21 protein-coding genes are annotated in these 19,628 nt (G+C 74.0%); 7 read left to right on the top strand and 14 right to left on the bottom strand.

What is annotated here, in order from left to right:
* Positions 1 to 84 precede the first annotated feature (84 nt).
* The 4 genes from GA0070621_RS23175 to GA0070621_RS23160 are packed head-to-tail and all read right to left on the bottom strand — an operon-like array spanning position 85 to position 3,542.
* Positions 85 to 1,344: a metallophosphoesterase gene (locus GA0070621_RS23175; RefSeq protein WP_167667196.1), complete on the bottom strand. Its 1,260-nt coding sequence runs from the start codon at positions 1,342 to 1,344 to the stop codon at positions 85 to 87.
* 21 nt (positions 1,345 to 1,365) lie between these two features.
* A complete protein-coding gene (locus GA0070621_RS23170) occupies positions 1,366 to 1,611 on the bottom strand; it encodes a MoaD/ThiS family protein (protein ID WP_091199652.1) in 246 nt (81 codons plus the stop codon).
* A gap of 3 nt (positions 1,612 to 1,614) precedes the next feature.
* On the bottom strand, positions 1,615 to 2,631 hold the full coding sequence (gene moaA, locus GA0070621_RS23165; RefSeq protein ID WP_091199650.1) for a GTP 3',8-cyclase MoaA: 1,017 nt from the start codon (positions 2,629 to 2,631) through the stop codon (positions 1,615 to 1,617).
* Positions 2,628 to 3,542 (bottom strand): fructosamine kinase family protein, encoded by a 915-nt coding sequence (locus GA0070621_RS23160; RefSeq protein WP_091199647.1) that lies wholly within the window; start codon positions 3,540 to 3,542, stop codon positions 2,628 to 2,630. The genes moaA and GA0070621_RS23160 overlap by 4 nt, the downstream gene beginning before the upstream one ends.
* Positions 3,543 to 3,705: 163 nt before the next feature.
* On the opposite strand from GA0070621_RS23160, the gene GA0070621_RS23155 reads away from it, so the two are divergent.
* On the top strand, positions 3,706 to 4,746 hold the full coding sequence (locus GA0070621_RS23155) for a DUF4192 domain-containing protein (protein ID WP_091199645.1): 1,041 nt from the start codon (positions 3,706 to 3,708) through the stop codon (positions 4,744 to 4,746).
* Between the two features lie 76 nt (positions 4,747 to 4,822).
* Here GA0070621_RS23155 and GA0070621_RS23150 read toward each other — a convergent pair whose 3' ends face one another.
* From GA0070621_RS23150 to fdhD, 3 genes are all read right to left on the bottom strand, one after another.
* Entirely contained in the window at positions 4,823 to 6,007 is a 1,185-nt protein-coding gene (locus tag GA0070621_RS23150) for a CU044_5270 family protein (protein WP_157740032.1), read from the bottom strand.
* Positions 6,004 to 6,549 (bottom strand): RNA polymerase sigma factor, encoded by a 546-nt coding sequence (locus GA0070621_RS23145; RefSeq protein ID WP_197673924.1) that lies wholly within the window; start codon positions 6,547 to 6,549, stop codon positions 6,004 to 6,006. Before GA0070621_RS23145 ends, GA0070621_RS23150 begins: the two co-directional genes overlap by 4 nt.
* Before the next feature lie 74 nt (positions 6,550 to 6,623).
* Positions 6,624 to 7,478: a formate dehydrogenase accessory sulfurtransferase FdhD gene (fdhD, locus tag GA0070621_RS23140; RefSeq protein ID WP_091199639.1), complete on the bottom strand. Its 855-nt coding sequence runs from the start codon at positions 7,476 to 7,478 to the stop codon at positions 6,624 to 6,626.
* Positions 7,479 to 7,556: 78 nt separating this feature from the next.
* Between fdhD and GA0070621_RS23135 the strand changes: the two genes are divergently transcribed.
* The 4 genes from GA0070621_RS23135 to GA0070621_RS23120 all read left to right on the top strand — a co-directional run bounded on the left by GA0070621_RS23135 (position 7,557) and on the right by GA0070621_RS23120 (position 10,519).
* Positions 7,557 to 8,231, top strand: coding sequence for a maleylpyruvate isomerase family mycothiol-dependent enzyme (locus tag GA0070621_RS23135; protein WP_091199637.1), 675 nt, complete (start codon positions 7,557 to 7,559; stop codon positions 8,229 to 8,231).
* Positions 8,232 to 8,447: 216 nt separating this feature from the next.
* Positions 8,448 to 9,068 (top strand): molybdenum cofactor guanylyltransferase, encoded by a 621-nt coding sequence (gene mobA, locus GA0070621_RS23130; protein ID WP_091202752.1) that lies wholly within the window; start codon positions 8,448 to 8,450, stop codon positions 9,066 to 9,068.
* On the top strand, positions 9,065 to 9,322 hold the full coding sequence (locus GA0070621_RS23125; RefSeq protein WP_091202753.1) for a DUF6457 domain-containing protein: 258 nt from the start codon (positions 9,065 to 9,067) through the stop codon (positions 9,320 to 9,322). The genes mobA and GA0070621_RS23125 overlap by 4 nt, the downstream gene beginning before the upstream one ends.
* Positions 9,323 to 9,412: 90 nt before the next feature.
* On the top strand, positions 9,413 to 10,519 hold the full coding sequence (locus GA0070621_RS23120) for a T3SS (YopN, CesT) and YbjN peptide-binding chaperone 1 (protein ID WP_091199635.1): 1,107 nt from the start codon (positions 9,413 to 9,415) through the stop codon (positions 10,517 to 10,519).
* Between the two features lie 52 nt (positions 10,520 to 10,571).
* On the opposite strand, the gene GA0070621_RS23115 is transcribed toward GA0070621_RS23120, so the two are convergent.
* From GA0070621_RS23115 to GA0070621_RS23105, 3 genes are all read right to left on the bottom strand, one after another.
* Positions 10,572 to 11,528 carry a zinc-binding dehydrogenase gene (locus GA0070621_RS23115; protein WP_091199633.1) on the bottom strand — a complete coding sequence of 319 codons (957 nt, stop codon included), beginning with the start codon at positions 11,526 to 11,528 and terminating at the stop codon, positions 10,572 to 10,574.
* A gap of 104 nt (positions 11,529 to 11,632) precedes the next feature.
* The gene (locus GA0070621_RS23110; RefSeq protein ID WP_091199631.1) at positions 11,633 to 13,492 is read right to left on the bottom strand and encodes a beta-propeller domain-containing protein; all 1,860 of its coding nucleotides are present in this window, start codon (positions 13,490 to 13,492) and stop codon (positions 11,633 to 11,635) included.
* 184 nt (positions 13,493 to 13,676) lie between these two features.
* Positions 13,677 to 14,135 carry an Lrp/AsnC family transcriptional regulator gene (locus GA0070621_RS23105; protein ID WP_091126566.1) on the bottom strand — a complete coding sequence of 153 codons (459 nt, stop codon included), beginning with the start codon at positions 14,133 to 14,135 and terminating at the stop codon, positions 13,677 to 13,679.
* A 59-nt stretch (positions 14,136 to 14,194) separates the two neighbouring features.
* On the opposite strand from GA0070621_RS23105, the gene ddaH reads away from it, so the two are divergent.
* Positions 14,195 to 15,028: a dimethylargininase gene (ddaH, locus tag GA0070621_RS23100; protein WP_407940307.1), complete on the top strand. Its 834-nt coding sequence runs from the start codon at positions 14,195 to 14,197 to the stop codon at positions 15,026 to 15,028.
* A gap of 72 nt (positions 15,029 to 15,100) precedes the next feature.
* On the opposite strand, the gene GA0070621_RS23095 is transcribed toward ddaH, so the two are convergent.
* Both GA0070621_RS23095 and GA0070621_RS23090 read right to left on the bottom strand, forming a co-directional pair.
* On the bottom strand, positions 15,101 to 16,321 hold the full coding sequence (locus GA0070621_RS23095; protein WP_091199627.1) for an ABC transporter substrate-binding protein: 1,221 nt from the start codon (positions 16,319 to 16,321) through the stop codon (positions 15,101 to 15,103).
* Between the two features lie 48 nt (positions 16,322 to 16,369).
* Positions 16,370 to 17,197, bottom strand: a complete 828-nt coding sequence (locus tag GA0070621_RS23090) for an alpha/beta hydrolase family protein (RefSeq protein ID WP_091199625.1) — start codon at positions 17,195 to 17,197, stop codon at positions 16,370 to 16,372.
* Between the two features lie 84 nt (positions 17,198 to 17,281).
* Here GA0070621_RS23090 and GA0070621_RS23085 point away from each other — a divergent pair, with 84 nt between their 5' ends.
* The gene (locus tag GA0070621_RS23085) at positions 17,282 to 17,872 is read left to right on the top strand and encodes a bacterial proteasome activator family protein (RefSeq protein WP_091199623.1); all 591 of its coding nucleotides are present in this window, start codon (positions 17,282 to 17,284) and stop codon (positions 17,870 to 17,872) included.
* A 22-nt stretch (positions 17,873 to 17,894) separates the two neighbouring features.
* Here GA0070621_RS23085 and GA0070621_RS23080 read toward each other — a convergent pair whose 3' ends face one another.
* Together GA0070621_RS23080 and GA0070621_RS23075 are read right to left on the bottom strand one after the other, a co-directional pair.
* Complete coding sequence (locus tag GA0070621_RS23080) at positions 17,895 to 18,707, bottom strand: HAD family hydrolase (RefSeq protein WP_091199621.1); 813 nt, start codon at positions 18,705 to 18,707, stop codon at positions 17,895 to 17,897.
* A complete protein-coding gene (locus GA0070621_RS23075; RefSeq protein WP_091199619.1) occupies positions 18,707 to 19,528 on the bottom strand; it encodes an HAD family hydrolase in 822 nt (273 codons plus the stop codon). Before GA0070621_RS23075 ends, GA0070621_RS23080 begins: the two co-directional genes overlap by 1 nt.
* Positions 19,529 to 19,628 lie beyond the last annotated feature (100 nt).

Raw genomic sequence — 19,628 nt, 5'->3', positions numbered from 1 at the left:
GTCACGCCCGACGCGGTGCCCGCCCTCCGCCACGCGTACTCGTGACCTGAGCAATCCGGTGCTGGACCGGGCGGCCCGGTCGCGCTATGGGGCGCGCAGCTCGACCAGGGTCACCTGAGGTGGCGCGCCGACCCGGACCGGCGGGCCCCAGAAACCGGCGCCGTTGGTCACGTAGACCTTGGTGCCGTCCACCTCGCCGAGGCCGGAGACCACCGGCTGCTGGAGCCCGACCAGCAGGTTGAACGGCGCCATCTGGCCACCGTGGGTGTGCCCGGAGAGCTGCAGGTCCACGCCGAACTTCGCCGCCTCGTGCACGGCCACCGGCTGGTGGGCCAGCAACACCACCGGGCGGCTCGGGTCGCGGTCGCCGAGGGCGGCGGCGTAGTCGGCGGGGGCGGCCAGCCCGGTGCCGGTGGCGGACACGTCGTTCACCCCGGCCAGGTCCAGGACGCCACCTCGGGCGTGGATCTCCTGGCGCTCGTTCTGGAGCACCCGCAGGCCGAGCCGGTCCACCTCGCGGACCCACTCCTCGACCCCGGAGTAGTACTCGTGGTTGCCGGTGACGAAGAAGCTGCCGTACCGGGAGCGCAGGCCGCGCAACGGCTCCGCCGCCTCGCCCAGCTCGGCCACCGAGCCGTCGACCAGGTCGCCGACCACCGCCACCAGGTCGGCGTCGAGCCGGTTGATCATCGCCACGATCCGCTCGGTGTGCGAGCGACCGCGCAGCGGCCCGAGGTGGATGTCGGAGACGGTCGCGATCCGCAGCCCGTCCATGCCACGGGGGAGCTTGGCCAACGGGATCCGCACCCGGTCGAGCTGCGGCGGACCCATCGCGGTGCGGACGCCGTACCCGGTGATGCCGGCGGCGGTGAGCCCGGCGAAGATCGCCGCGCCCCGGGCGAGCAGCAGCCGGCGGGACGGGTCGTGGTCCGCCGGCGCGGCGGTCGGCGTCTCGGCGAGGTGCTCGACCGGCGGCTCGGTGGTGCCGGCGGAGTCGCCCGCTCCGACCAGGGCCGGTTCCGGCGCCGCGGTGTCGGGCTCGGCGAGCCGGGCCTGCCGGCGCGACACCAGCCTGGCGACCGCCATCGGTACTTCCAGCACCAGCAGCAGGACCAGCAGGTAGAACATCAGCGCCAGCCAGAGATAGCCCGGCCAGGCCAGCCAGAACATCCCGGCGTGAGTGCCCGCCAAGGTGATCGGCACGAGCAGCGCCAGCAGCAGCACGGCGAACCCGCCGATCCGCCGCCAGCGCCCCGGGCCGGTGGTGTCCCGGACCAGCCGCTTCCACAGGTAAACGTGGATCAAGCCGGTAACCAGCACGACGAAGCCCACGAACGTCGCCATCGCCAACAAAGGGAGCCTCCCTCAGCCGCCCGCGAACGGCGGCAGCACGTCAACCGTCACCCCGGCCGGCAGTGGCGCCCGACGATCGTGGCAGGCCACCCCGTCGACCAGGAAGCTGGCCGCCTTCAGCACGACGGCCAGTCGTTCGCCGTGCCGCGCGGTCAGCTCGTCGAGCAGCTCGTCGAGCGGACGACCGGCGGACGCGGTCTCCTCGGCGCGGCCGGCGGCGGCGCGCGCGCCCGCGAAGTAGCGGACCGTGAGCTGCACCGGTCAGCCCCCGATCGCCGACATCGGGCGGGCGGGTTGCAGGAACGTCGGGTCGTCGATGCCGTGCCCCGCCCGCTTGCCCCACATCGCGGTACGCCACCGCCGGGCCAGCTCGGCGTCGTCCGCCCCGCCGCGCAGCGCGCCGCGCAGGTCGGACTCCTCGGTGGCGAAGAGGCAGGCGCGGACCTGGCCGTCGGCGGTGAGCCGGGTCCGGTCGCAGTCGCCGCAGAACGGGCGGGTCACGCTGCCGATCACACCGACCCGGGCCGGGCCGCCGTCCACCAGCCAGGTCTCGGCCGGGGCCGCACCCCGTTCGGCCGGGTCCTCGCGCAGGTCGAACTCGGCGCGCAGGGCGGCGAGGATCTCCTCGGCGGTGACCATCGTCGCGCGGTCCCAGCCGTGCTGGGCGTCCAGCGGCATCTGCTCGATGAAGCGCAGCTCGTAACCGTGGGCCAGGGCGAACCGGAGCAGCGCGGGAGCCTCGTCGTCGTTGACCCCGCGCATCAGCACCGCGTTGATTTTGACCGGGGTCAGCCCGGCCTCCGCGGCGCCGGCGAGCCCGGCGAGCACGTCGGGCAGCCGGTCCCGCCGGGTCAGCTCGGTGAACCGGGCCCGGTCCAGGGTGTCCAGCGACACGTTCACCCGGTCCAGGCCGGCGGCCCGCAGGGCGGGCGCGATCCGGGCCAGCCCGAGACCGTTGGTGGTCAGCGAGATCCGGGGCCGGGGCGCCAGCTCGGCCACCGCCGACACGATGTCGACCAGGCCGGGCCGGATCAGCGGCTCCCCGCCGGTGAAGCGGACCTCGGTGATGCCGAGCCGGTGCACCGCGACCCGGACCAGCCGGACGATCTCGTCGTCCGTGAGCAGCCGTGACTCGGCCAGCCAGGGCAGTCCCTCGGCCGGCATGCAGTAGGTGCAGCGCAGGTTGCAGCGGTCGGTCAGCGAGACCCGCAGGTCCCGGGCGACGCGGCCGTACCGGTCGACGAGGACCCCGTCGGTCGTCGTCGGGGCGGCGGTCACCCGTCGACCGTAGCGCGTCGGGTGCCCCGGAGCGCGGCCCGGGCGGCGGTGCCCACCGCGTCGGCGTACGCCGCGCCGAAGAGGGCTGTGTGCACCAGCAGCAGGTGGAGTTGGTGCAGCGGCACCCGGGCCTGCCAGCCGTCGGCCAGCGGCCACACCTCCTGATAGGCGGCGAGAATCCGGTCCAGGTGCGGCGGGCCGCCGAAGAGCGCGAGCTGGGCGAGATCCGTCTCGCGGTGGCCGCCGTGCGCGGCCGGGTCGACCAGCCAGACCCGCTCGTCCGCACCCCAGAGCAGGTTGCCGGGCCAGAGGTCGCCGTGGACCCGGGCGGGCGGCTCGTCGCCGCCGAGCTCCCCGATCCGGTCGACCACCTGCTCCGCCAGTGCGGCCCGGACGCCGGTGAGCGCGCCGGTGTCGACCGACATTCTCAGGTACGGCAGCAGCCGCCGGCGGACGAACCACTCCGGCCACGGGTCCGGGCTCGGCGTGTTGTCCTGTGGCAGCGCGCCGATGAACCCGGGCCACTCGGCGCCGAGGGCGGGTGCGCCGGCCCGGTGCATCCCGGCCAGCTCGCGACCGAACCGTTCGGCCGCGCCCGGCGTCGGCTCGCCGGGCTCGACCCAGTCGAGCGCCAGCAGCTCCGGCAGCGCCACCACCACCTCCGGTACGGGCACGGTGCCCGCCTCGCGCAGCCAGCGCAGCCCGGCCGCCTCGGCCGCGAAGAAGCCCTCGGGCACCGGGCGCCCCGCGCGCTCCGGCCAGGTCTTGGCGAAGACCGAGTGCCCGTCGTCGAGGGTGAGCCGGGACGCGCCGCAGCTGTCCCCGCCGGAGACCGGCGTCTCCCGGATCCGCTGATGGGTCAGGAAGGTCGGCAGGTGCTCCGGGTGCGCCCGCAGGTACGCCAGGTCCATGAGCGCAAGGTAGCCGGTCCGACCGACCTTCGTGGGTCGTGCGTCGTCCGGAAGCCCCGCCGTACGGCGCCCACCTGCACCAATACTCTCCGCATCTGTGGATAAGCAGCGTGTCGTCCACAGGGTCTGTCGAGCCCCCGGCCCGCCGCCGCACGCTGCCCGCATGACTCCGACCGACCACCCCCGGCTCGCCGTCCGTTCCCCCGCCGACCTCATCGCCGCCGTGCCGTACCTGCTCGGCTTCCACCCCGCCGAGAGCGTGGTCGTGGTGGCGCTGCGCGGCCGCCGGGTCGTCTTCGCCGCCCGGGGCGACCTGCCCGAGCCGGGTGCCGATCCGGGACCCGCCGCCCGGCATCTCGCGCAGGTCGTCGCCCGGCAGGGCACCGAGTCCGCCACCGTCATCGGCTACGGTCCGGCCGCCCGGGTGACCGGCGCGGTCGACGCGGTCGGCGAGGCGCTGGACGCGTCCGGGCTGCTCGTTCTCGACGCGCTGCGAGTGACCGACGGACGCTGGTGGTCCTACCTCTGCGCCGATCCGGAGTGCTGCCCGCCCGACGGCACCCCGTACGACCCGGCGGCCAGCGAGGTCAGCGCGGCGGCCGTCTTCGCCGGTCAGGTCGCCCTGCCCGACCGGGCCGCGCTGACCGCGCAGGTGTCCCCGCTCGACGGGCCGGTCCGGGTAGCCATGCGCCGGGCCACCACCCGGGCCCGCCGCCGGCTGGCCGAGCTGACCGAGGACGCGGCGGAGACCGCGCTGGTCGGCGGCCGATCCGTCCGCTCGGCCGGAGTGGCGGCCCTGCGCGGCGCTTTCCGCCGACAGCGGCGCGGTGAGCGGCTGGGCGACGACGAGGTGGCCTGGCTGACCGTGCTCCTCACCCACCTCCCGGTACGCGACCACGCCTGGGAGCGGACGGATGGGCGGGACACCGACATCAACCTCTGGACGGACGTGCTGCGCCGGGCCGAGCCGGAGTTGATCGCCGCTCCGGGCAGCCTGCTCGCCTTCGCGGCCTGGCGTGCGGGCTACGGTGCCCTGGCGGCGGTGGCCCTGGAACGGGTGCTCGCCGCCCACCCCGACTACTCACTCGCGCTGCTCCTGGACGACATGCTCCGGCGTGGGCTGCCCCCGTCCGAGCTGGACGGCTGGCCGGCGGTCGGCTCCCCCGGGGTCGTCCGCCGCAGGCGGCGTCGTGGCGCCCGTTGATCCGCCGCCGGGGTGTCGAGACGGATGTGCGGTGCGGACACCGAGGCGTCCGCACCGCACACCGGGGAGGGAGCAGTTACTTCTGCGGGGCGGGTGGGCTGTCGTTGGTGAAGCCCGCGCTCACCACGAGGACGTAGCTCTGCAACGTCCCGGTGGCCTTCGGGGCACGGCCGGAGCCCAGGTCCCAGGACTCGCTGGCGAGTGCCTGGCCGGTCCGCGGGTCGATGATCAGCCGGGTCTGGCTCCAGTGGCCGCCGTCGCCCTTGCGGGCGAACCCGACCGCCATACCCGCGCGTCCCCGCTGGTCGGTGACCTCACCGAGCGAGGTCACCCCGGGCAGGTCGGCGAGCATCCGGTACGCGGCCGCCCGTACCTGGGGCGACACCGGCAGGTCGAAGAGGATCGTCCGGGCACTCCAGAAGAGGGAGTAGTGGGTGGCCTCCTGTACCTCGCTGGCCTTCAGCCGCTTGAGCAGCCACGCCTTCAACGCGGCCGGCTCGGTTGGCACCGCAGCCAGTTCCGCCCGCGAGATGGGGCCGCCAGCGAGGAAGTAGGGCGCGTTGCCGTCCTTCGCATCTGGCGGCATCGGCCTGGCGGCACCCCACTCGGCGGTCTCCGGTCCTGGCGTGCCGCGGATGATGATCGGCTCGGCGCCGGGGATGTCCTTGGGTGCGGGTTCCACCCACTGCGTCGGTGCGCCGTCGGCCTGCCACGCGGCCCGGTCCGCGGCGGTGAACGGCACGGCACCGAGGTCACGGAAGAAGCCCACACCCCGGGCACTCGGGGACAGCGCGTCCCACGCCCGCAGGCCCTGCCGCTCCACGACCTGGTACCGCCGGTTCGCCGGGCCGACCTCGCGCACGTTGCCGTGTTCCTGGTCGGTGACCCAGTACCGGCCACCACTGGTGGGATCGGCCGCGCTCCGCTCGGCCGCGACCAGGAGCACGTCCCGGGCGGTGTGCGGGGCCGAGGCGGTAGTGGTCGGGGCGTTGGCCGCCCGGCTGCCCGCGCCGGGCGCGCCCGCCGGTCCGGCTCCGCCCCCGCCGATCGTCAGGAAGACCGCCCCGGCCGCCGCCAGGGCCATGGTGGGCACCACACCCGCCAGGACCAGCCGGCGGGCCGGTCGTCGCACGACCGATGCGCTGGTCGGCTGCGGGTGCGCCATGATCGCGTACGGGGCGTGGCGGCTGCCCAGGTCAGGGTCGAGTCGGGCGGGGCGGGCGTCGGCCAGCACCTTCATCATGTCTCTACGGGGACTCATTTGCTGTACTCCTCGACAGGAAGGGCGATCGGGGAACGACGGGCGACCTGATCCGCCCCGGCCAGGGCGGCTTGCAGCCGCTTCCTGGCCCGGTGCAGCCGTACGAAGAAGGTGGCCGTCGAGCAGCCGACGACCCGAGCGGCTGCCCGGGCCGACAGGTTGTGCCAGGCCACCAGGGTCAGCAGCTCCCGGTCGTCGTCGGTGAGTCGGGCGAGCGCGGCGAGCACGGCCGCCCGCTCGGCCACCCCGTCCGCCACGTCCGCCGCCGCCTCGTCGACCCAGGCACGCAACTCGGCCGCCAGGCTGGCCTGCCGCACCTCGTCGCGGTAGCGCTCCCGCAGCACGTTGCGGGCCACGCCGAGCAGCCACGGCAACGGCGACGCCGGCACCGTGGGCAGCTTGCGCCACGCCACGAGGAAGGTGTCGCTGACCACGTCGTCGGCGAGTTGACGTCCGGCTCGGCTCACCGCGTACGCGTACACCTGCGCATGGTGTGCGTCGTACATCGCGGTGAACCGTCTGCTCGCGTCGGCTTCTGTCACTGACCCCTGCTCCTTGGTACGCGGGAAGGTACGCCGTCACCAGGAAGTGCGCGCAGGGGTCGGTTTCTTACCGCCTAATCGCTGATCCGCCGCGCGCCCGCGTAGACGTTCATCGTCTGGCCGCGCAGAAAGCCGACCAGGGTCATCCCGGCCTCCTCGGCCAACTCGACGGCGAGACTGCTGGGCGCGGAGACCGCCGCCAGCAGCGGCACTCCCGCCATCCACGCCTTCTGGGTCAGCTCGAAGCTGGCCCGGCCGGAGACCAGCAGGACGTGCCCGGCGAGCGGCAGCCGGCGTTCCCGCACCGCCCAGCCGATCACCTTGTCCACCGCGTTGTGCCGGCCGACGTCCTCGCGCAGCACCACCAGCTCGCCGTCGGCGGTGAAGAGACCGGCCGCGTGCAGGCCGCCGGTCCGGTCGAAGGCACGTTGGGCCGCGCGCAGCCGGTCCGGCAGCGCGGCCAGCAGCGCCGCGGTCACGGTGAGCACGTCGTCCCGTACGGCGAACCGCGACCGGGTGCGGACGGCGTCGATGCTCGCCTTGCCGCACACCCCGCACGAGCTGGTCGTGTAGAAGTTGCGGGCCGGATCGGTGGCGGGCTCCGGTACGCCCGGGGTCAGCACCACGTCGACCACGTTGTAGGTGTTCGGCGTCTCGGCGCCGGCGCAGAGCTGCGCGGTGTGCACATCCTCGGCCGACCGGATCAGCCCCTCGGTGAGCAGGAAACCTATCGCCAGGTCCAGGTCGTCACCCGGGGTACGCATGGTCACCGCCAGCGGCTTTCGTCGACCCGGGCCCGCCGGACCGACCCGGATCTCCAGCGGCTCCTCCACCGCGAGGGTGTCCTGCCGCCGTACCCGGGTGCGCCCGCCGGCCGCCGCGTCGAGGTCGATGCGGAGCACGCCGCGCCGGTCAGTCGCCCGTCCCATCCCGCCATCCTGCCCCGCGAGGCCACCCACCGAACATGGTCCTGCGCCAGAGAGAGTCGACCCAGTAGATTCCGGCGGATGGGCCTAGATCATCTCGCGCTTCTGCGCGACGAGCTTTCCGCGTTCAAAGGCTGCCTGACCGCTGACCTTTCCGCACCGGTCGAGCACTGCGGCGACTGGACACTACGTGATCTCGCCGAGCACCTCGGCCAAGGAAATCTGCGGGCGGCCACCGCCGTCACTGAACGGCGCGGCGACTACCAGCAGCCGGCGGCACCGGTCGACATTCTTCCCTGGTTCGTGGACACCGTCCGGATTCTCACCGACGCGCTCGCCGTCGACCCTGCCAGCGACGCCTGGACCTTCTACCCGCCACACACCGTCGGCTTCTGGCGGCGGCGTCGCTGCCTGGAGACGCTCGTGCACCGCTGGGACGCCGAACAGGCGCTCGGCAGGTCGAGCCGGCTCGACCCGCTGTTGTGCGGCGACGGGGTCGCGGAGATCATCGAGGTGCACGTGCCGCGCCAGATCCAGCGGGGCCGGGCTACCCCGCCCCCGGCGGCGGTCCGCCTCACGGCCAACGACCTCGACACGTCCTGGGTGCTCGGACCGGGGGAGCCGGTCGCCACGCTGAGCGGCACCGCGCAGGAGTTGCTCCTGGCGCTGTGGGGTCGATTCCCCATGCCCTGGAGCCAGGTGACCGGCGACCACGATGCGGCTCGAGAGGTGCTGCGCGGGCCACTCGTCGCCTGATCGGTCCGACGAGGCTGATCAACTTCCCAAGGATCCACTCAAGTTGCGGCATGTCGTGGCATCCAGCGCGCGATACACCAACTTGCCGCATATTGCGGCGGCCCGAACGGCCCCGGCGGCCCGAACAGCCGGGGCCGGGCGGAACCCGGCGTACGCGGTTAGCGTGGGCCGGTGACGTACGCGGCGATCGTGCTCTCGGGCGGTGCGGCCCGGCGGATGGGCGGGGTGGACAAGCCCGGGCGCGCGGTCGGTGGCCGGCCGATGCTGCACCGGGTGCTGGCCGCGGTCGCCGACGCGGCGCCGCCGATCGTGGTCGGCCCGTCCGGCCCGGTCCCCGACGGTGTACGAGTGACCCGCGAGGATCCGCCCGGCGGTGGTCCGGTCGCCGCCACCGTGGCCGGGCTCGCCCTGCTCGACCCGGGCACGACCGTCGTCGCGCTGCTCGCCGCCGACCTGCCGCTGCTCACCACGGCGGCGGTGGCTGAACTCCGGCGCGCGCTCGACGGGTCGGGCCAGGGCCTTGCTCACGGCGGCCCGGCGAGCGGTCGGCACCGGCCGGTCGACGGTGCCGCGCGACTCGCCGTCGACGTCGCCTGCTACGTCGACGGGGACGGTCGCCGGCAGCAGCTCTGTGGCGTGTGGCGGGTGGCTGCCCTGCGGGCCGCCGTCGACCGGCTGGCCGCCGAGCGGGGCGGCACGGTCGACGGGGCCCCGGTACGCGGGCTGCTGGCCGGCGCGGACGTACGGGAGGTGTCCTGGTCCGGCTCGGGGCCGCCGCCCTGGTTCGACTGCGACACTGACGAGGACGTACGCCGGGCCGAGGAGTGGACGCGATGACGGTGATGGACGACTGGGTCACGGCGGCCTGCGCCGAGCTGGGGATCGACCCGGGCGAGGTGCCGGTGCCGGTGGTGCTCGACCTGGCCAGGGACGTCGCCCACCAGGTGCTACGTCCGGGCGCGCCGGTCACCGCGTACCTGTTGGGGGTGGCCGTGGGGCGGGGGGCCGACGCGGCCGCGACGGCCGCCCGGCTCAGCGAGCTGGCCGGCTCCTGGCCGGTCGAGCTGGGCGGGACCGCACCGACCGAGTAGCCCCACCGCGGGCGGGTGTCCGATCCCGGTCCGGCGTGATTCGGCCTCCACCGGCCCTGGGTAGGGTGGCGGTGACGGACGGAGGCGATCATGACGGCAGACCACCCCTCGGCGCCGGCGGACGAGCCCGCCGGCCCAGCGTCGGAGCAGTATGAGTCGGTCCTGCTGGACGAGCCGACCACGGCCGACCTCCGGGCCAAGGTGACCGAGGCCTGGCGGGAGTTCGCCCGCGCGCTGGCCGACCAGCTCCGGGCCCTGCCCGACGGCACGCACCTGGAGCTGACCCTCGACCCCACCGCGTCCGGCACCGGGGACGCTGTCTACTCGATCAGTGTGGACGTCGGCGGGGAGGGCCGGCTGTCGGCGCGGGCCGTCGGCAACGCCACGCTGCCACCGGGATACCGGATGGACCGGGCCGCCGTGGCCGACATGATCGCGCTCGGCTGGTCCCCGCCCGGCGTGGTGGAAGGGTCCGGCGACCAGTTCGGCCTGGACTGCGCCGCCGCGGAGGCGACCCGGCTGGCGACGGTGCTGTCCCGGACCCTCCGGGACGTCTACGGTGCCCCGCACCCCGCCTTCCTGGTCTATCTGGTGCACGACACCGAGGGGGAGCCGCTGCCGGTGGAGCCGCTCGGCACCGCCCGCAGTGAGTTCGGCCCGGACCGGGACGTGGAGGCCGACCTCGACGAGGCGCTGGCGGCCGCCGCCGCGACCGCGCAGTCCAGCGACAGTGACGTGCTCGCGCTGGAGGAGCGGGTGCGTACGGTCGTCTCCACCATGCTGCGGTCCAAGTCCGACCAGTTGCAGGTCGACTCGGACGGGGACATCAACATCCGCGCCGGCTCGGCGATGGTCTTCGTCCGGGTACGCGACAACCCGCCCCTGGTCGACGTCTTCTCTCCGGTGCTCACCGAGGTCGAGCCGACCGAGCGCCTCTACGTCAAGCTCTCCGAGCTGACCAACCGGATGCCGATCGGCCGCCTCTACTGCGCGGACGACACGGTCTGGGCCTCGATCCCGGTCTTCGGCCGCAACTTCCAGCCGACCCATCTGATGCTCGCCGTGCAGGTGATGACCGGGCTGGCCGACGAGCTGGACGACCGGCTGCACGGCGAGTTCGGCGGCAAGCGCTTCTTCGGCGAGGGCGACAAGCCCGCCCGCGAGCACCCGGAACACCGCACCGGCATGTACCTCTGACCGCCGCGCCGCCGCGCCGCCGCGCCGCGAACCCCGGGGCGCGGCGGTGGGGTCAGGGCAGGTCGAGGAGGGTTTTGCCGACCGTGGCGCGGGACTCGATGGCGGCGTGCGCGTCGGCGGCCCGGTCCAGCGGAAAACGCTGCCCGATCAGCGGGCGCAGCCGCCCGGCCGCCGCCTCGGCGAGCGCCCGTTCAGTGAACGCCCGCAGCTCGGCGGGCGCGGCGGACGGCCGGAGCAGGGCCACCCCGCGTGCCGCCGCGAGGTCGGCGGGCAGGTCGGCCCACGCGCCGCTGGCCAAGCCGAAGCTGAGCATCCGCCCGCCCGGGGCGAGCAGGTCGAACGCGTCGCGGGCGAGTTCGCCGCCCACCCCGTCGAAGACCACGTCCACCCCGCCGCTGGCCGCGCGTACCCGGTCGGTCCAGTCGGGCTGCCGGTAGTCCACCACCGCGTCGAGGCCGCGTTCGCGGAGCAGTGCCACCTTCCGGTCGCCTCCGGCGGCGGCCACCACCCGCGCCCCGGCGGCCGTGGCGAGCTGCGTCAGCAGGCTGCCCACGCCGCCCGCCGCCGCCTCGACCAGCACCCGCTCGCCGGGGCGCAGCCGGGCCGCGTGCACCAGCATGACGGCGGTACGACCGTCGGCGAGCAGTGCCACCGCCTGGTCCAGCGGCAGCCCGTCCGGCACCTCGTACGGCGCGTCCCGGTCCACCGCCACGCGCTCCGCGTACCCGCCGGAGCCGCCGGTGCTGCTCACCACCCGCCGCCCCACCAGCGCCGGATCGACGTCGGGACCGACCTCGGTGATCACCCCGCCGACCCCGTTGCCCGGGATCAACGGCGGCGAGCCGGTGAACGGCCCGAACCCGGTCGACCGGAACATTGTCTCCACGAAGGTGAGGTTGGCGTGTGCGACCTCGATCAGCACCTGCCCCGGCCCGGGCACCGGATCGGGCGCCGGCCCCGGCACCAGCACCTCCGGACCACCGAACTCCCGTAGCCACACCGCCCGCACGCCGCACCCCTTCCGACAGCCGGCTTCCAGCCAACAACCTCAACCGGGGTTGAGGTCAACCGCCGCCGGGCGGTTGGCAGCGGGGTGGGGCCGGGAGGGAGAAGTCAGGTCAGGGGCAGCCACCCGAGGCTGCGGGCGGTCCTCGGGTCGGTGACCCGCAGCCCCGCCTCCGAGACGGTCCAGAGTTCCCCGCCGACCAGCAGGGACCGGCGGGCCTGGCCGGTTCCGTGGTCGACCGTGCCGACCTCGGCGATGTCCCGGTCCGTGACCGTGAGCAGCCGGATCGAGCCGGTGACCAGCGGCAACGCCAGCAGCCCGGTGGTCGGCTCGAACAGGAAGGCGTGCGGTTCGTACTCGGCCGTCGACATGTCCACGGGCACGTGGTAGCGGGCCAGGCGGGTGGGACGGGCCGGGTCGTGGACGTCGAAGAGGGAGACCTGGAGGCCCTGCGGCCGGCCTCGGGCGTCAGCCTCCTGCCCGACTCCGAGCAGCCGGTCTCCCGGCACCGGGTGCAGATAGGACGACCAGCCGGTGATCTTCAGCTCTCCGGTGACCCGGGGCGCGGCCGGGTCGGTCAGATCGAGCGCGTACAGCGGGTCGGTCTGCCGGAAGGTGACGACGTAGCCGGTGCCGCCGAGGTAGCGGACCGAGTAGATCCGCTCGCCCCGGCCCAGGCCGCCGACCACGCCCGTCTGGGCCAGCCGGTCGCCCCGGCGGGTCAGCACGTGGACGGCCGACGCGCTGGTCGTACCCCGGCGGTTCTCGCGGGTGGTGGCCACCCGCAGGTGACCCTGCCACTCGGAGAGGGCGTACTGGTTGACGGGTGAGCCGGGGACGCTGCCAGCGGCGACGTACCGGGGGCGCCCGGGAGCGCCGGTGTCGAACTGGTAGATCGTCGTCCGGACGGACTCCGGCCGCCATGGCCGGTCCCAACGGCGCGGCCCGGGCTCCGCGACGCCGGCCAGGTAGAGGCTGCCCGGCGTGCCGTACACGGTGTCGGCGTCGGAGGCGACGCTGACCGGATCGCCGTCGCCGAGCCCGCCGGCGGCGAGATCGAAGCTGAGCACCGTGAGCAGGGAGGTGCCGGTGGCGTCCGCCGGCCGGCTCAGCCGGTCGCAGCCGACCCGGCCGGTGTGCCGAACGCCGTCGGCGGTCCACTCGTACCCGGGCAGCCAGGCGTCCAGGCCGGCCTTCGCGATCACCGCGCGGTTGGCCGCGGTCCGCTCGGCGTCGGTGCTCCGCTCGGCGTACGGGAAGGCGAGCCGTGGCTCCGAGCGGACCACCACCCGGACGGTCGATCCGGTCATCCGGGCGTCGAGCAGGCTGCCCTCGATCCGGTACGTCCCGACGACCTTCGGCGGCCCGGCCAGGTCGACCAGAAGCAGCCGGGGCCGGACGTCGGCTTCGTCCCGAGCCGGCCACGGGCCTACCTCGGGCCCGGGTGACCGAACCAGCACCAGCGCCCGGTCGCCGTGCAGCAGCAGATCGTTGTCGGGCCACCACCGGCCCCGGTCCGCTCCGGCGAGGTCGAGTCGGCCGGTCTCCCGCCGGGTCGCCGGATCCACCACCCGCAGCACCCCGCCGGCGACCGTGACGATCCGTCGTCCGTCGGTCTTCACCAGGTCCGGCTCGTCGGCACCCGGCTCGTGGTTGTTCGTGGTGGAGTACGCCGGCGCGGGAGCGGTGCCGCCCTCCCGCCCCATGACGTTGTCGCCCTGCGCCGGCACGATGCCCCCGGCACGCCGCCAGCCCGGGCCGAAGCCCCACGGGCCGACGGTGGCGGTGGCGGCCGCCCGCAGCCCGGCCAGCGCCTCGGCGCACGAGTCGTACGCGACCAGCCGGAGCGCGGCGGGTGGCGGCGGACCCGGAGTTGAAACCGTCGGGACGGTGGCGACGGCGCTGCCGGCCAGCAGGGGCAGCGCGAGCAGGCCGACCGTACCGGCGACGGCGGTTACCGGTCTCATGTCCGTTTCGACGCCGCCCCGCCCCACCCGGTTCCGCCCCGAGCCGCAGCGGCGGGGTCACCGGTGGTGCGCCCACCGGGCCGGCGGCCGTGCCCGCCCCCATCGCCGGGCCCGATCCCCGCCGCTGACGGCCGGGCCCGATCCCACCGCCGATGGCCGGGCGCGCGGCCCACCGCGGCCGGGATCAGGAGCCGGACGGGCCGACGCCGGGCGACTCGACCAGCCGGGAGAGGACGATGGTGCTGCGCGACGAGGTGACGAAGGACTCCGCCCGCAGCCGCTCCAGCGCCTCCTCCAGGTGGGCGATGTCGGCGGCCCGCAGGTGCACCAGCGCGTCCGCCTCCCCGGAGACGGTGTACGCGCCGACCACCTCGGGGTGCCGGCGGGCGGCGGCGCCGATCTGCGCCGGGGTGGTCCGGCCGGCGCAGAACAGCTCGACGAACGCCTCCGTGGTCCAGCCGACGGCGGCCGGGTCGACGACCGCGGTGAAGCCCCGGATGACTCCCGCGGATCGGAGTCGGTCTACGCGTCGCTTGACCGCGGGGGCGGAGAGTGACACTCGCGCGCCGATGTCCGCGTACGAGGCGCGGGCATCTGCCACGAGCAACGCAATGATTCGCTGGTCGACCGCGTCTATCTGCAACGTTCCGCCTCTGGGAAGCAATGGTTGTGGCTGTTACCAAAGTTCTACCGTACCTACTCTTGGTGACCGTGAACCAGCAGCGAGTCCCGCGAAAGCGGACATATCTCATGTGCTCGCCCGAGCACTTCGCGGTCGAGTACGCGATCAACCCGTGGATGGATGTGACCGCGCCGGTCGACGCGGAGCTGGCGGTCAAGCAGTGGGACCGCCTCCGGGAGACCCTCGTCAGCCTCGGTCACGAGGTGCACCTGCTCGCGCCCGAGCGGGGCCTGCCGGACATGGTCTTCGCGGCCAACGGCGCCTTCGTGGTGGACGGCACGGTCTACGGCGCCCAGTTCAAGCACGAGCAGCGGGCCGCCGAGGCCGCCGCGCACCGGGCGTTCTACGAGGAGAACGGCTGGCGGTTCATCGCGCCGAGCGAGACCAACGAGGGTGAGGGCGACTTCGCGTACCTGCCGGACGCGCACGGCGGCCTGATCCTCGCCGGGCACGGCTTCCGTACCGAGTTGGCGGCGCACGCCGAGGCGCAGGAGGCGCTCGGCCGACCGGTGGTCTCGCTGCGCCTGGTCGACCCGCGCTTCTACCACCTGGACGTGGCGCTCGCCTCGATCGACGACGAGAACGTCGTCTACTACCCGGGCGCCTTCTCGACGGCCAGCCAGAAGGTCCTCGCCCAGCTCTTCCCCGACGCGGTGCTCGCGGACGACGAGGACGCCCTGGCCTTCGGCCTGAACCTGGTCAGCGACGGGCTCAACGTCGTGCTGAACAGCGAGGCGACCCGGCTCGCCGGCAAGCTCAAGGCGGCCGGGTACACCCCCGTCCCGGTCGAGCTGGCCGAGCTGAAGAAGGGCGGCGGCAGCGTGAAGTGCTGCATCGCCGAGCTGCGCCACTGACGCACGCCCCCGCCGAGCGCGGAAACGGGCGGCCTCCTCGCGGGGAGGTCGCCCGTTCGCGTACGCAGGGGGTCAGCCGAGCGTGGCCAGCTCGCTGATCACGACGTTCGACAGCATCCGGCCGTCGCGCTGGACCCGGCGCAGGTACCACTTCTGCTGCGGGGTACGCGGTTGGTTGAACTGCCAGGCGCCGCGCGGGCTGTCCATCTGCCCGACCTTGCCGAGCGCCAGGTTGACCTGCTGCGCATTCGGTTCCCCGCCGGCCAGCCGGATCGCCTTGTCCAGCACCTGCGCGGCGTCGTACGAGGCCATCGCGTAGGTGGTCGGGGTGGCGTTGTGCGTCTTGCGGTACGCCGAGGCGAACACCCGGTTGGCGCTGTTGTTGAGGTCGGCCGAGTAGTTCAGCACGGTCTCGATGCCGTACCGCCCGATCAGCGTCCGCAGCTCGCCCCCCTCGTCGTCGTCGAGCTGGCTCAGCACGGTGCCCTCGGTGAGGAACCCGGGCGCGTAGATCGGTCCCCGGTAGCCCTCGCTGTAGAGCTGCTTGATGAAGGTCACCGCGGCGGTGCCGGCGTAGTGGCAGAAGACGGCGTCCGGTTTCCGGAGCAGCGCCTTGTGAATCGACGCGGCGTACACGCCCTTGCTCGGGTTGGGCAGGTTGGGGGTGTAGATCAGATCTTGATCCTTGATCCGGCGACCGTCCTGCTCGTAGCCGCGCCGAAGACCCTTGATGACGTCCTGGCTGCTCGTGTCCTGCGGCGCGAACACGGCGATCTTGCTCTTCGCGTCCAGCTTCTCCCGCAGGTACTGGCCGAGCGCCTGGCCCGGCTCGTTGAGCACGTACGCCGTCCGCCAGATGTAGACGACGCTCTGCAGGCTGATCGTGGAGGCGTTGGAGGCGATCAGCGGCACCCGGGCCTGCTCGACCGCGTCTCGGATGCCGAACAGGACGGCGGAACTGGCCACGCCGGTGAGCGCCAGCACGCCTTCCTTGACCAGCCGGTCGACGGCGACCAGGCCGGTCTTGGCGCTGTCGCCCTCCTCGGCCGTCAACAGGGTGACCGGGTGACCGCCGAGCTGCTGGTCGTTGAGGCTGAGGAAGAGCCGGAACCCGTTGGCGATGTCGTCGCCGACGGTCTTGTTCGGGCCGCTTCCCGGCACGATGAGGCCGATCTTGATCGGGCTGCCCGGGCGGTCGGTGCCCTGGGAGCCGGAGGCGCAGCCCGCTGCCAGGCCGGTGGTACCCAGAGCGGCCAGCAGCTGAAGTGCCCGCCTGCGGTTCATCTGCGACACCGATTTCCTTCCCGAAAGGGCTGCCAGGGCGTACGCCCCACCGGCGTTCTACCTGCTTGGCGACGCTGCGTCAATGGTCGGAAGATCATCGTGCAGGGACCGCAACGCACCGACCACCTGCGGCCATGCCGCCGAGTCGGGGGCAATGAGTCCAAAGTGCTCGCATTCGGGCAGCTCAATGAGGGTGGCGGGGGTGCCGGCACCCTGGGCGGCAGCTACCCAGGAACGACTCATGGCGACCGGAACCTGGCGGTCGAGGGTGCCATGCATGACTACTGTCCGTGCTTGGATCGCCACGAATGCCGATGGGTCGGTGGCCGCGTACCGGTCGGGGAACTCGGTCGGGCCGCCGCCCAGCAGCGCCGCCACCGCGCCCCCGTCCAGGTCCAGCCGGTACGCCTCCGCCAGGTCCGCGACCGGCGCCAGCGCGAGCACGCCCCCGACGGTGGCCGGGGCGTGCGCGGCCACGTAGAGGGCCAGGTGCCCGCCCGCCGAGTGCCCGACCAGGATCGGCGGAGCGGGCGCCACCAGGCCGGGCAGCGCGGCGGCGGCCAGCCCGGGTAGCGCGGCCACCCCGGCCAGCACGTCGGTGAGGGTGTTCGGCCAGCCCCCGTCGGGCTGGCCGGTGCGCCGGTACTCGACCTGGGCGACCGGGTGTCCGAGCGCCGCCAGCGCGGCGGCCATCGGGCCGGTGTGGCCGCGGTCGTACTCGGCTCGCCAGAAGCCGCCGTGCACCACGACCACCAGCCGGCGGGCCGGCCCGCCGACGGCCGGCCGGCGCAGGTCGGCAAGCTGCTCCGGGTGGTCGCCGTAGGCGACCGTCACGTCCGGCGGCGGGGCCGGCCGGGTCAGTACGGCGCGCGGGTCTGCGGACATGACGGCGACGGTAGCGCGCCCCGGCCGGGTGGTTCGCGCCCAGAGCCGGTCCCGGCTCGTGCGAGTGGCGGCGGCTGCGTAAAGATGGGTGCCATGACCGAAGCGCGTTCTGCCGGACAGCACGACGAACAGGACAACGACGGCATCCCCGGCACCGTGGTGGTGGTCGGGCCGGACGGCCGACCGGTCGGCACGGTGCTGACCGAGGAGGGCCAGGGCGAGGACCCGACCCGGCTGGTGGAGCAGCCGGCCAAGGTGATGCGGATCGGCAGCATGATCAAGCAGCTGCTGGAGGAGGTCAAGGCGGCCCCCCTCGACGACGCCAGCCGGCACCGGATGCGGGAGATCCACGAGCGGTCGATCGTCGAGCTGAAGGAAGGGCTGGCCCCCGAGCTGCGTGAGGAACTGGAGCGCATCTCGCTGCCGTTCACCGAGGACAAGGCGCCCAGCGAGAGCGAGCTGCGGATCGCCCACGCCCAGCTGGTCGGTTGGCTGGAGGGGTTGTTCCACGGCATCCAGGCCGCCCTGGTCGCCCAGCAGATGGCCGCCCGGGTCCAGCTGGAGCAGATGCGTTCCGGGCGGGCCGCGCTGCCCAGTGGCCCCGGCGGGATGGCCCCCGGCATGCCGGGCATGCCGCCGACCAACGAGGGGCACGCCCCGGGCCAGTACCTCTGACGGCCCGGGTCCGCCCCGGCCCTCAGCCCACCCCGAAGATCTGCTCCAGGTACGCCGCCACGCCGTCCTCGGCGTTCGACCCGGTCACCTCGTCGGCGATCTCCAGTACGGCCGGGTGTGCGTTGGCGACCGCCACCGCCCGCCCGGCCCAGGTGAGCATCGGTACGTCGTTCGGCATGTCCCCGAACGCCAGCACCTCCCGCTCGTCGATCCCGGACCGGGCCGCGTACCAGGCCAGGCCCGCCGCCTTGGTCACGCCCGCGGCGGAGATCTCCACCAGCCCGCTGTACGAGGAGTGGGTCGCCTCGGCCAGCCCCGCCAGCGCCCCGGCGACCACCCGTACGAACCCGTCCGGGTCCTGCTCGCCGGCCCGCGCCAGCAGCTTCACCGCCGGTACGGCCAGCAACTCCTCCGGCGACTCGATGGCCCGGATCGCGTCGGTGTCGGCGTCCCAGCGCAGCGGGTAGTGCACCTCGTGCCGCATCTGCCGGCTGTCCACGATCTCCACCGCGAAGCTCACCCCGGGCACCTGGGCCCGCAGCCGCCGGGCCACCTCGGCGAGCAGTTCGGGGGCGAGCGGGTCGGCCCGGAGCACCTCGTCGGCAACCGGGTCGTACACCACCGCCCCGTTGGCGCAGATCGCCGGCAGCGGCTCGGCGAGCTGGTCGTACACGAGTTGGAGCCAGCGGATCGGACGGCCGGTGACCAGCACGACCGGCGTGCCCGCCGCCGAGATCCGGGCCAGCACCCCGACGGTGCGCGGGCTCAGCGTCCGGTCGTCCCGGAGCAGCGTGCCGTCGATGTCGGTCGCGATCAGCCGAGGTCTCTCTCCCATCACCGGGAGAGTAGTCGGTCCAGGTAGATCGCCACTCCGTCGTCGTCGTTGCGCAGGGTGATCTCGTCGGCCGCCGCGCGGACCTCCGGATGGGCGTTGGCCACCGCCACCCGCGCCCAGCCGGCCCAGCCGAACATCGGCAGGTCGTTCGGCTGGTCCCCGAAGACCAGCACCTCCGCCGGGTCGACGCCGAGCCGTTCGGCCACCACGCTGAGCCCGGTGGACTTGTCCACCCCCGGCGGGCAGATCTCGATGAAGCCGAGCCCGGCCTGGGTGAGCGTGGCCAGTTCCGGCGGGACGATCCGCCGGGCCGCCGCCAGCAGCTCGTCGACGTGGTGGTCGGCGGTCCGGGCGAACGCCTTGATCACATCGCAGGAGAGGCACTCCTCGCGGCTGCGCGCCTCGAACCGGTCCGGGTACGGCCAGCTCGGGTGGTAGTCGCCCCAGAGCGGCGCGTCGTGCTCGTCGGACGCCTCCACCATCACGGTCAGCGGGCCGACCGCGGCCTCCAGGTCGACGAGCAGCCGGGCGAGCACCGCCCCGGAGAGTCGCTCGTCGCGCAGCAGCAGCGGACCCGTCGGGTCGCTCTGGTCGACCACCCGGCCCCCGCCGGCCATCACCAGGAAGTCGGCGGCGCGGATGTCGTTGCGGGTCAGTTCGGTCAGGCGCGGTCCGCGGCCGGTCGCGCCGACCACCGGGATCCCCGCGGCCCGTACCCGGTCGAGCACCTCGTGGGTGTACGCCGAGACGGTGTCGTCGCTGCGGACGAGCGTGCCGTCGAGGTCGGTGGCGATCAGCTTGGGCAGCCCCGGGCGGGTCATGGTTCCTCCTTCGCCCGCCGCCGTCGCGCCAGCCGTCCAGGTCGTCGGTGCCTCGGCCCACGACCGGCGGGCCGCAACCGTATCTCGCGGAACAGGTCGC

The organism is Micromonospora narathiwatensis (assembly GCF_900089605.1).
GTDB lineage: Bacteria > Actinomycetota > Actinomycetes > Mycobacteriales > Micromonosporaceae > Micromonospora > Micromonospora narathiwatensis.
This window is presented reverse-complemented; position numbering and strand designations above follow the sequence as displayed.

Bases quoted from the DNA above. Each gene is read 5' to 3' on its own strand.
- GA0070621_RS23175 (WP_167667196.1), bottom strand. From the start codon at position 1,344: ATGGCGACGTTCGTGGGCTTCGTCGTGCTGGTTACCGGCTTGATCCAC.
- GA0070621_RS23160 (WP_091199647.1), bottom strand. From the start codon at position 3,542: ATGGACCTGGCGTACCTGCGGGCGCACCCGGAGCACCTGCCGACCTTC.
- GA0070621_RS23155 (WP_091199645.1), top strand. From the start codon at position 3,706: ATGACTCCGACCGACCACCCCCGGCTCGCCGTCCGTTCCCCCGCCGAC.
- GA0070621_RS23150 (WP_157740032.1), bottom strand. From the start codon at position 6,007: ATGAGTCCCCGTAGAGACATGATGAAGGTGCTGGCCGACGCCCGCCCC.
- fdhD (WP_091199639.1), bottom strand. From the start codon at position 7,478: ATGGGACGGGCGACTGACCGGCGCGGCGTGCTCCGCATCGACCTCGAC.
- GA0070621_RS23135 (WP_091199637.1), top strand. From the start codon at position 7,557: ATGGGCCTAGATCATCTCGCGCTTCTGCGCGACGAGCTTTCCGCGTTC.
- mobA (WP_091202752.1), top strand. From the start codon at position 8,448: ATGGGCGGGGTGGACAAGCCCGGGCGCGCGGTCGGTGGCCGGCCGATG.
- GA0070621_RS23125 (WP_091202753.1), top strand. From the start codon at position 9,065: ATGACGGTGATGGACGACTGGGTCACGGCGGCCTGCGCCGAGCTGGGG.
- GA0070621_RS23120 (WP_091199635.1), top strand. From the start codon at position 9,413: ATGACGGCAGACCACCCCTCGGCGCCGGCGGACGAGCCCGCCGGCCCA.
- GA0070621_RS23110 (WP_091199631.1), bottom strand. From the start codon at position 13,492: ATGAGACCGGTAACCGCCGTCGCCGGTACGGTCGGCCTGCTCGCGCTG.
- GA0070621_RS23090 (WP_091199625.1), bottom strand. From the start codon at position 17,197: ATGTCCGCAGACCCGCGCGCCGTACTGACCCGGCCGGCCCCGCCGCCG.
- GA0070621_RS23085 (WP_091199623.1), top strand. From the start codon at position 17,282: ATGGGTGCCATGACCGAAGCGCGTTCTGCCGGACAGCACGACGAACAG.
- GA0070621_RS23080 (WP_091199621.1), bottom strand. From the start codon at position 18,707: ATGGGAGAGAGACCTCGGCTGATCGCGACCGACATCGACGGCACGCTG.
- GA0070621_RS23075 (WP_091199619.1), bottom strand. From the start codon at position 19,528: ATGACCCGCCCGGGGCTGCCCAAGCTGATCGCCACCGACCTCGACGGC.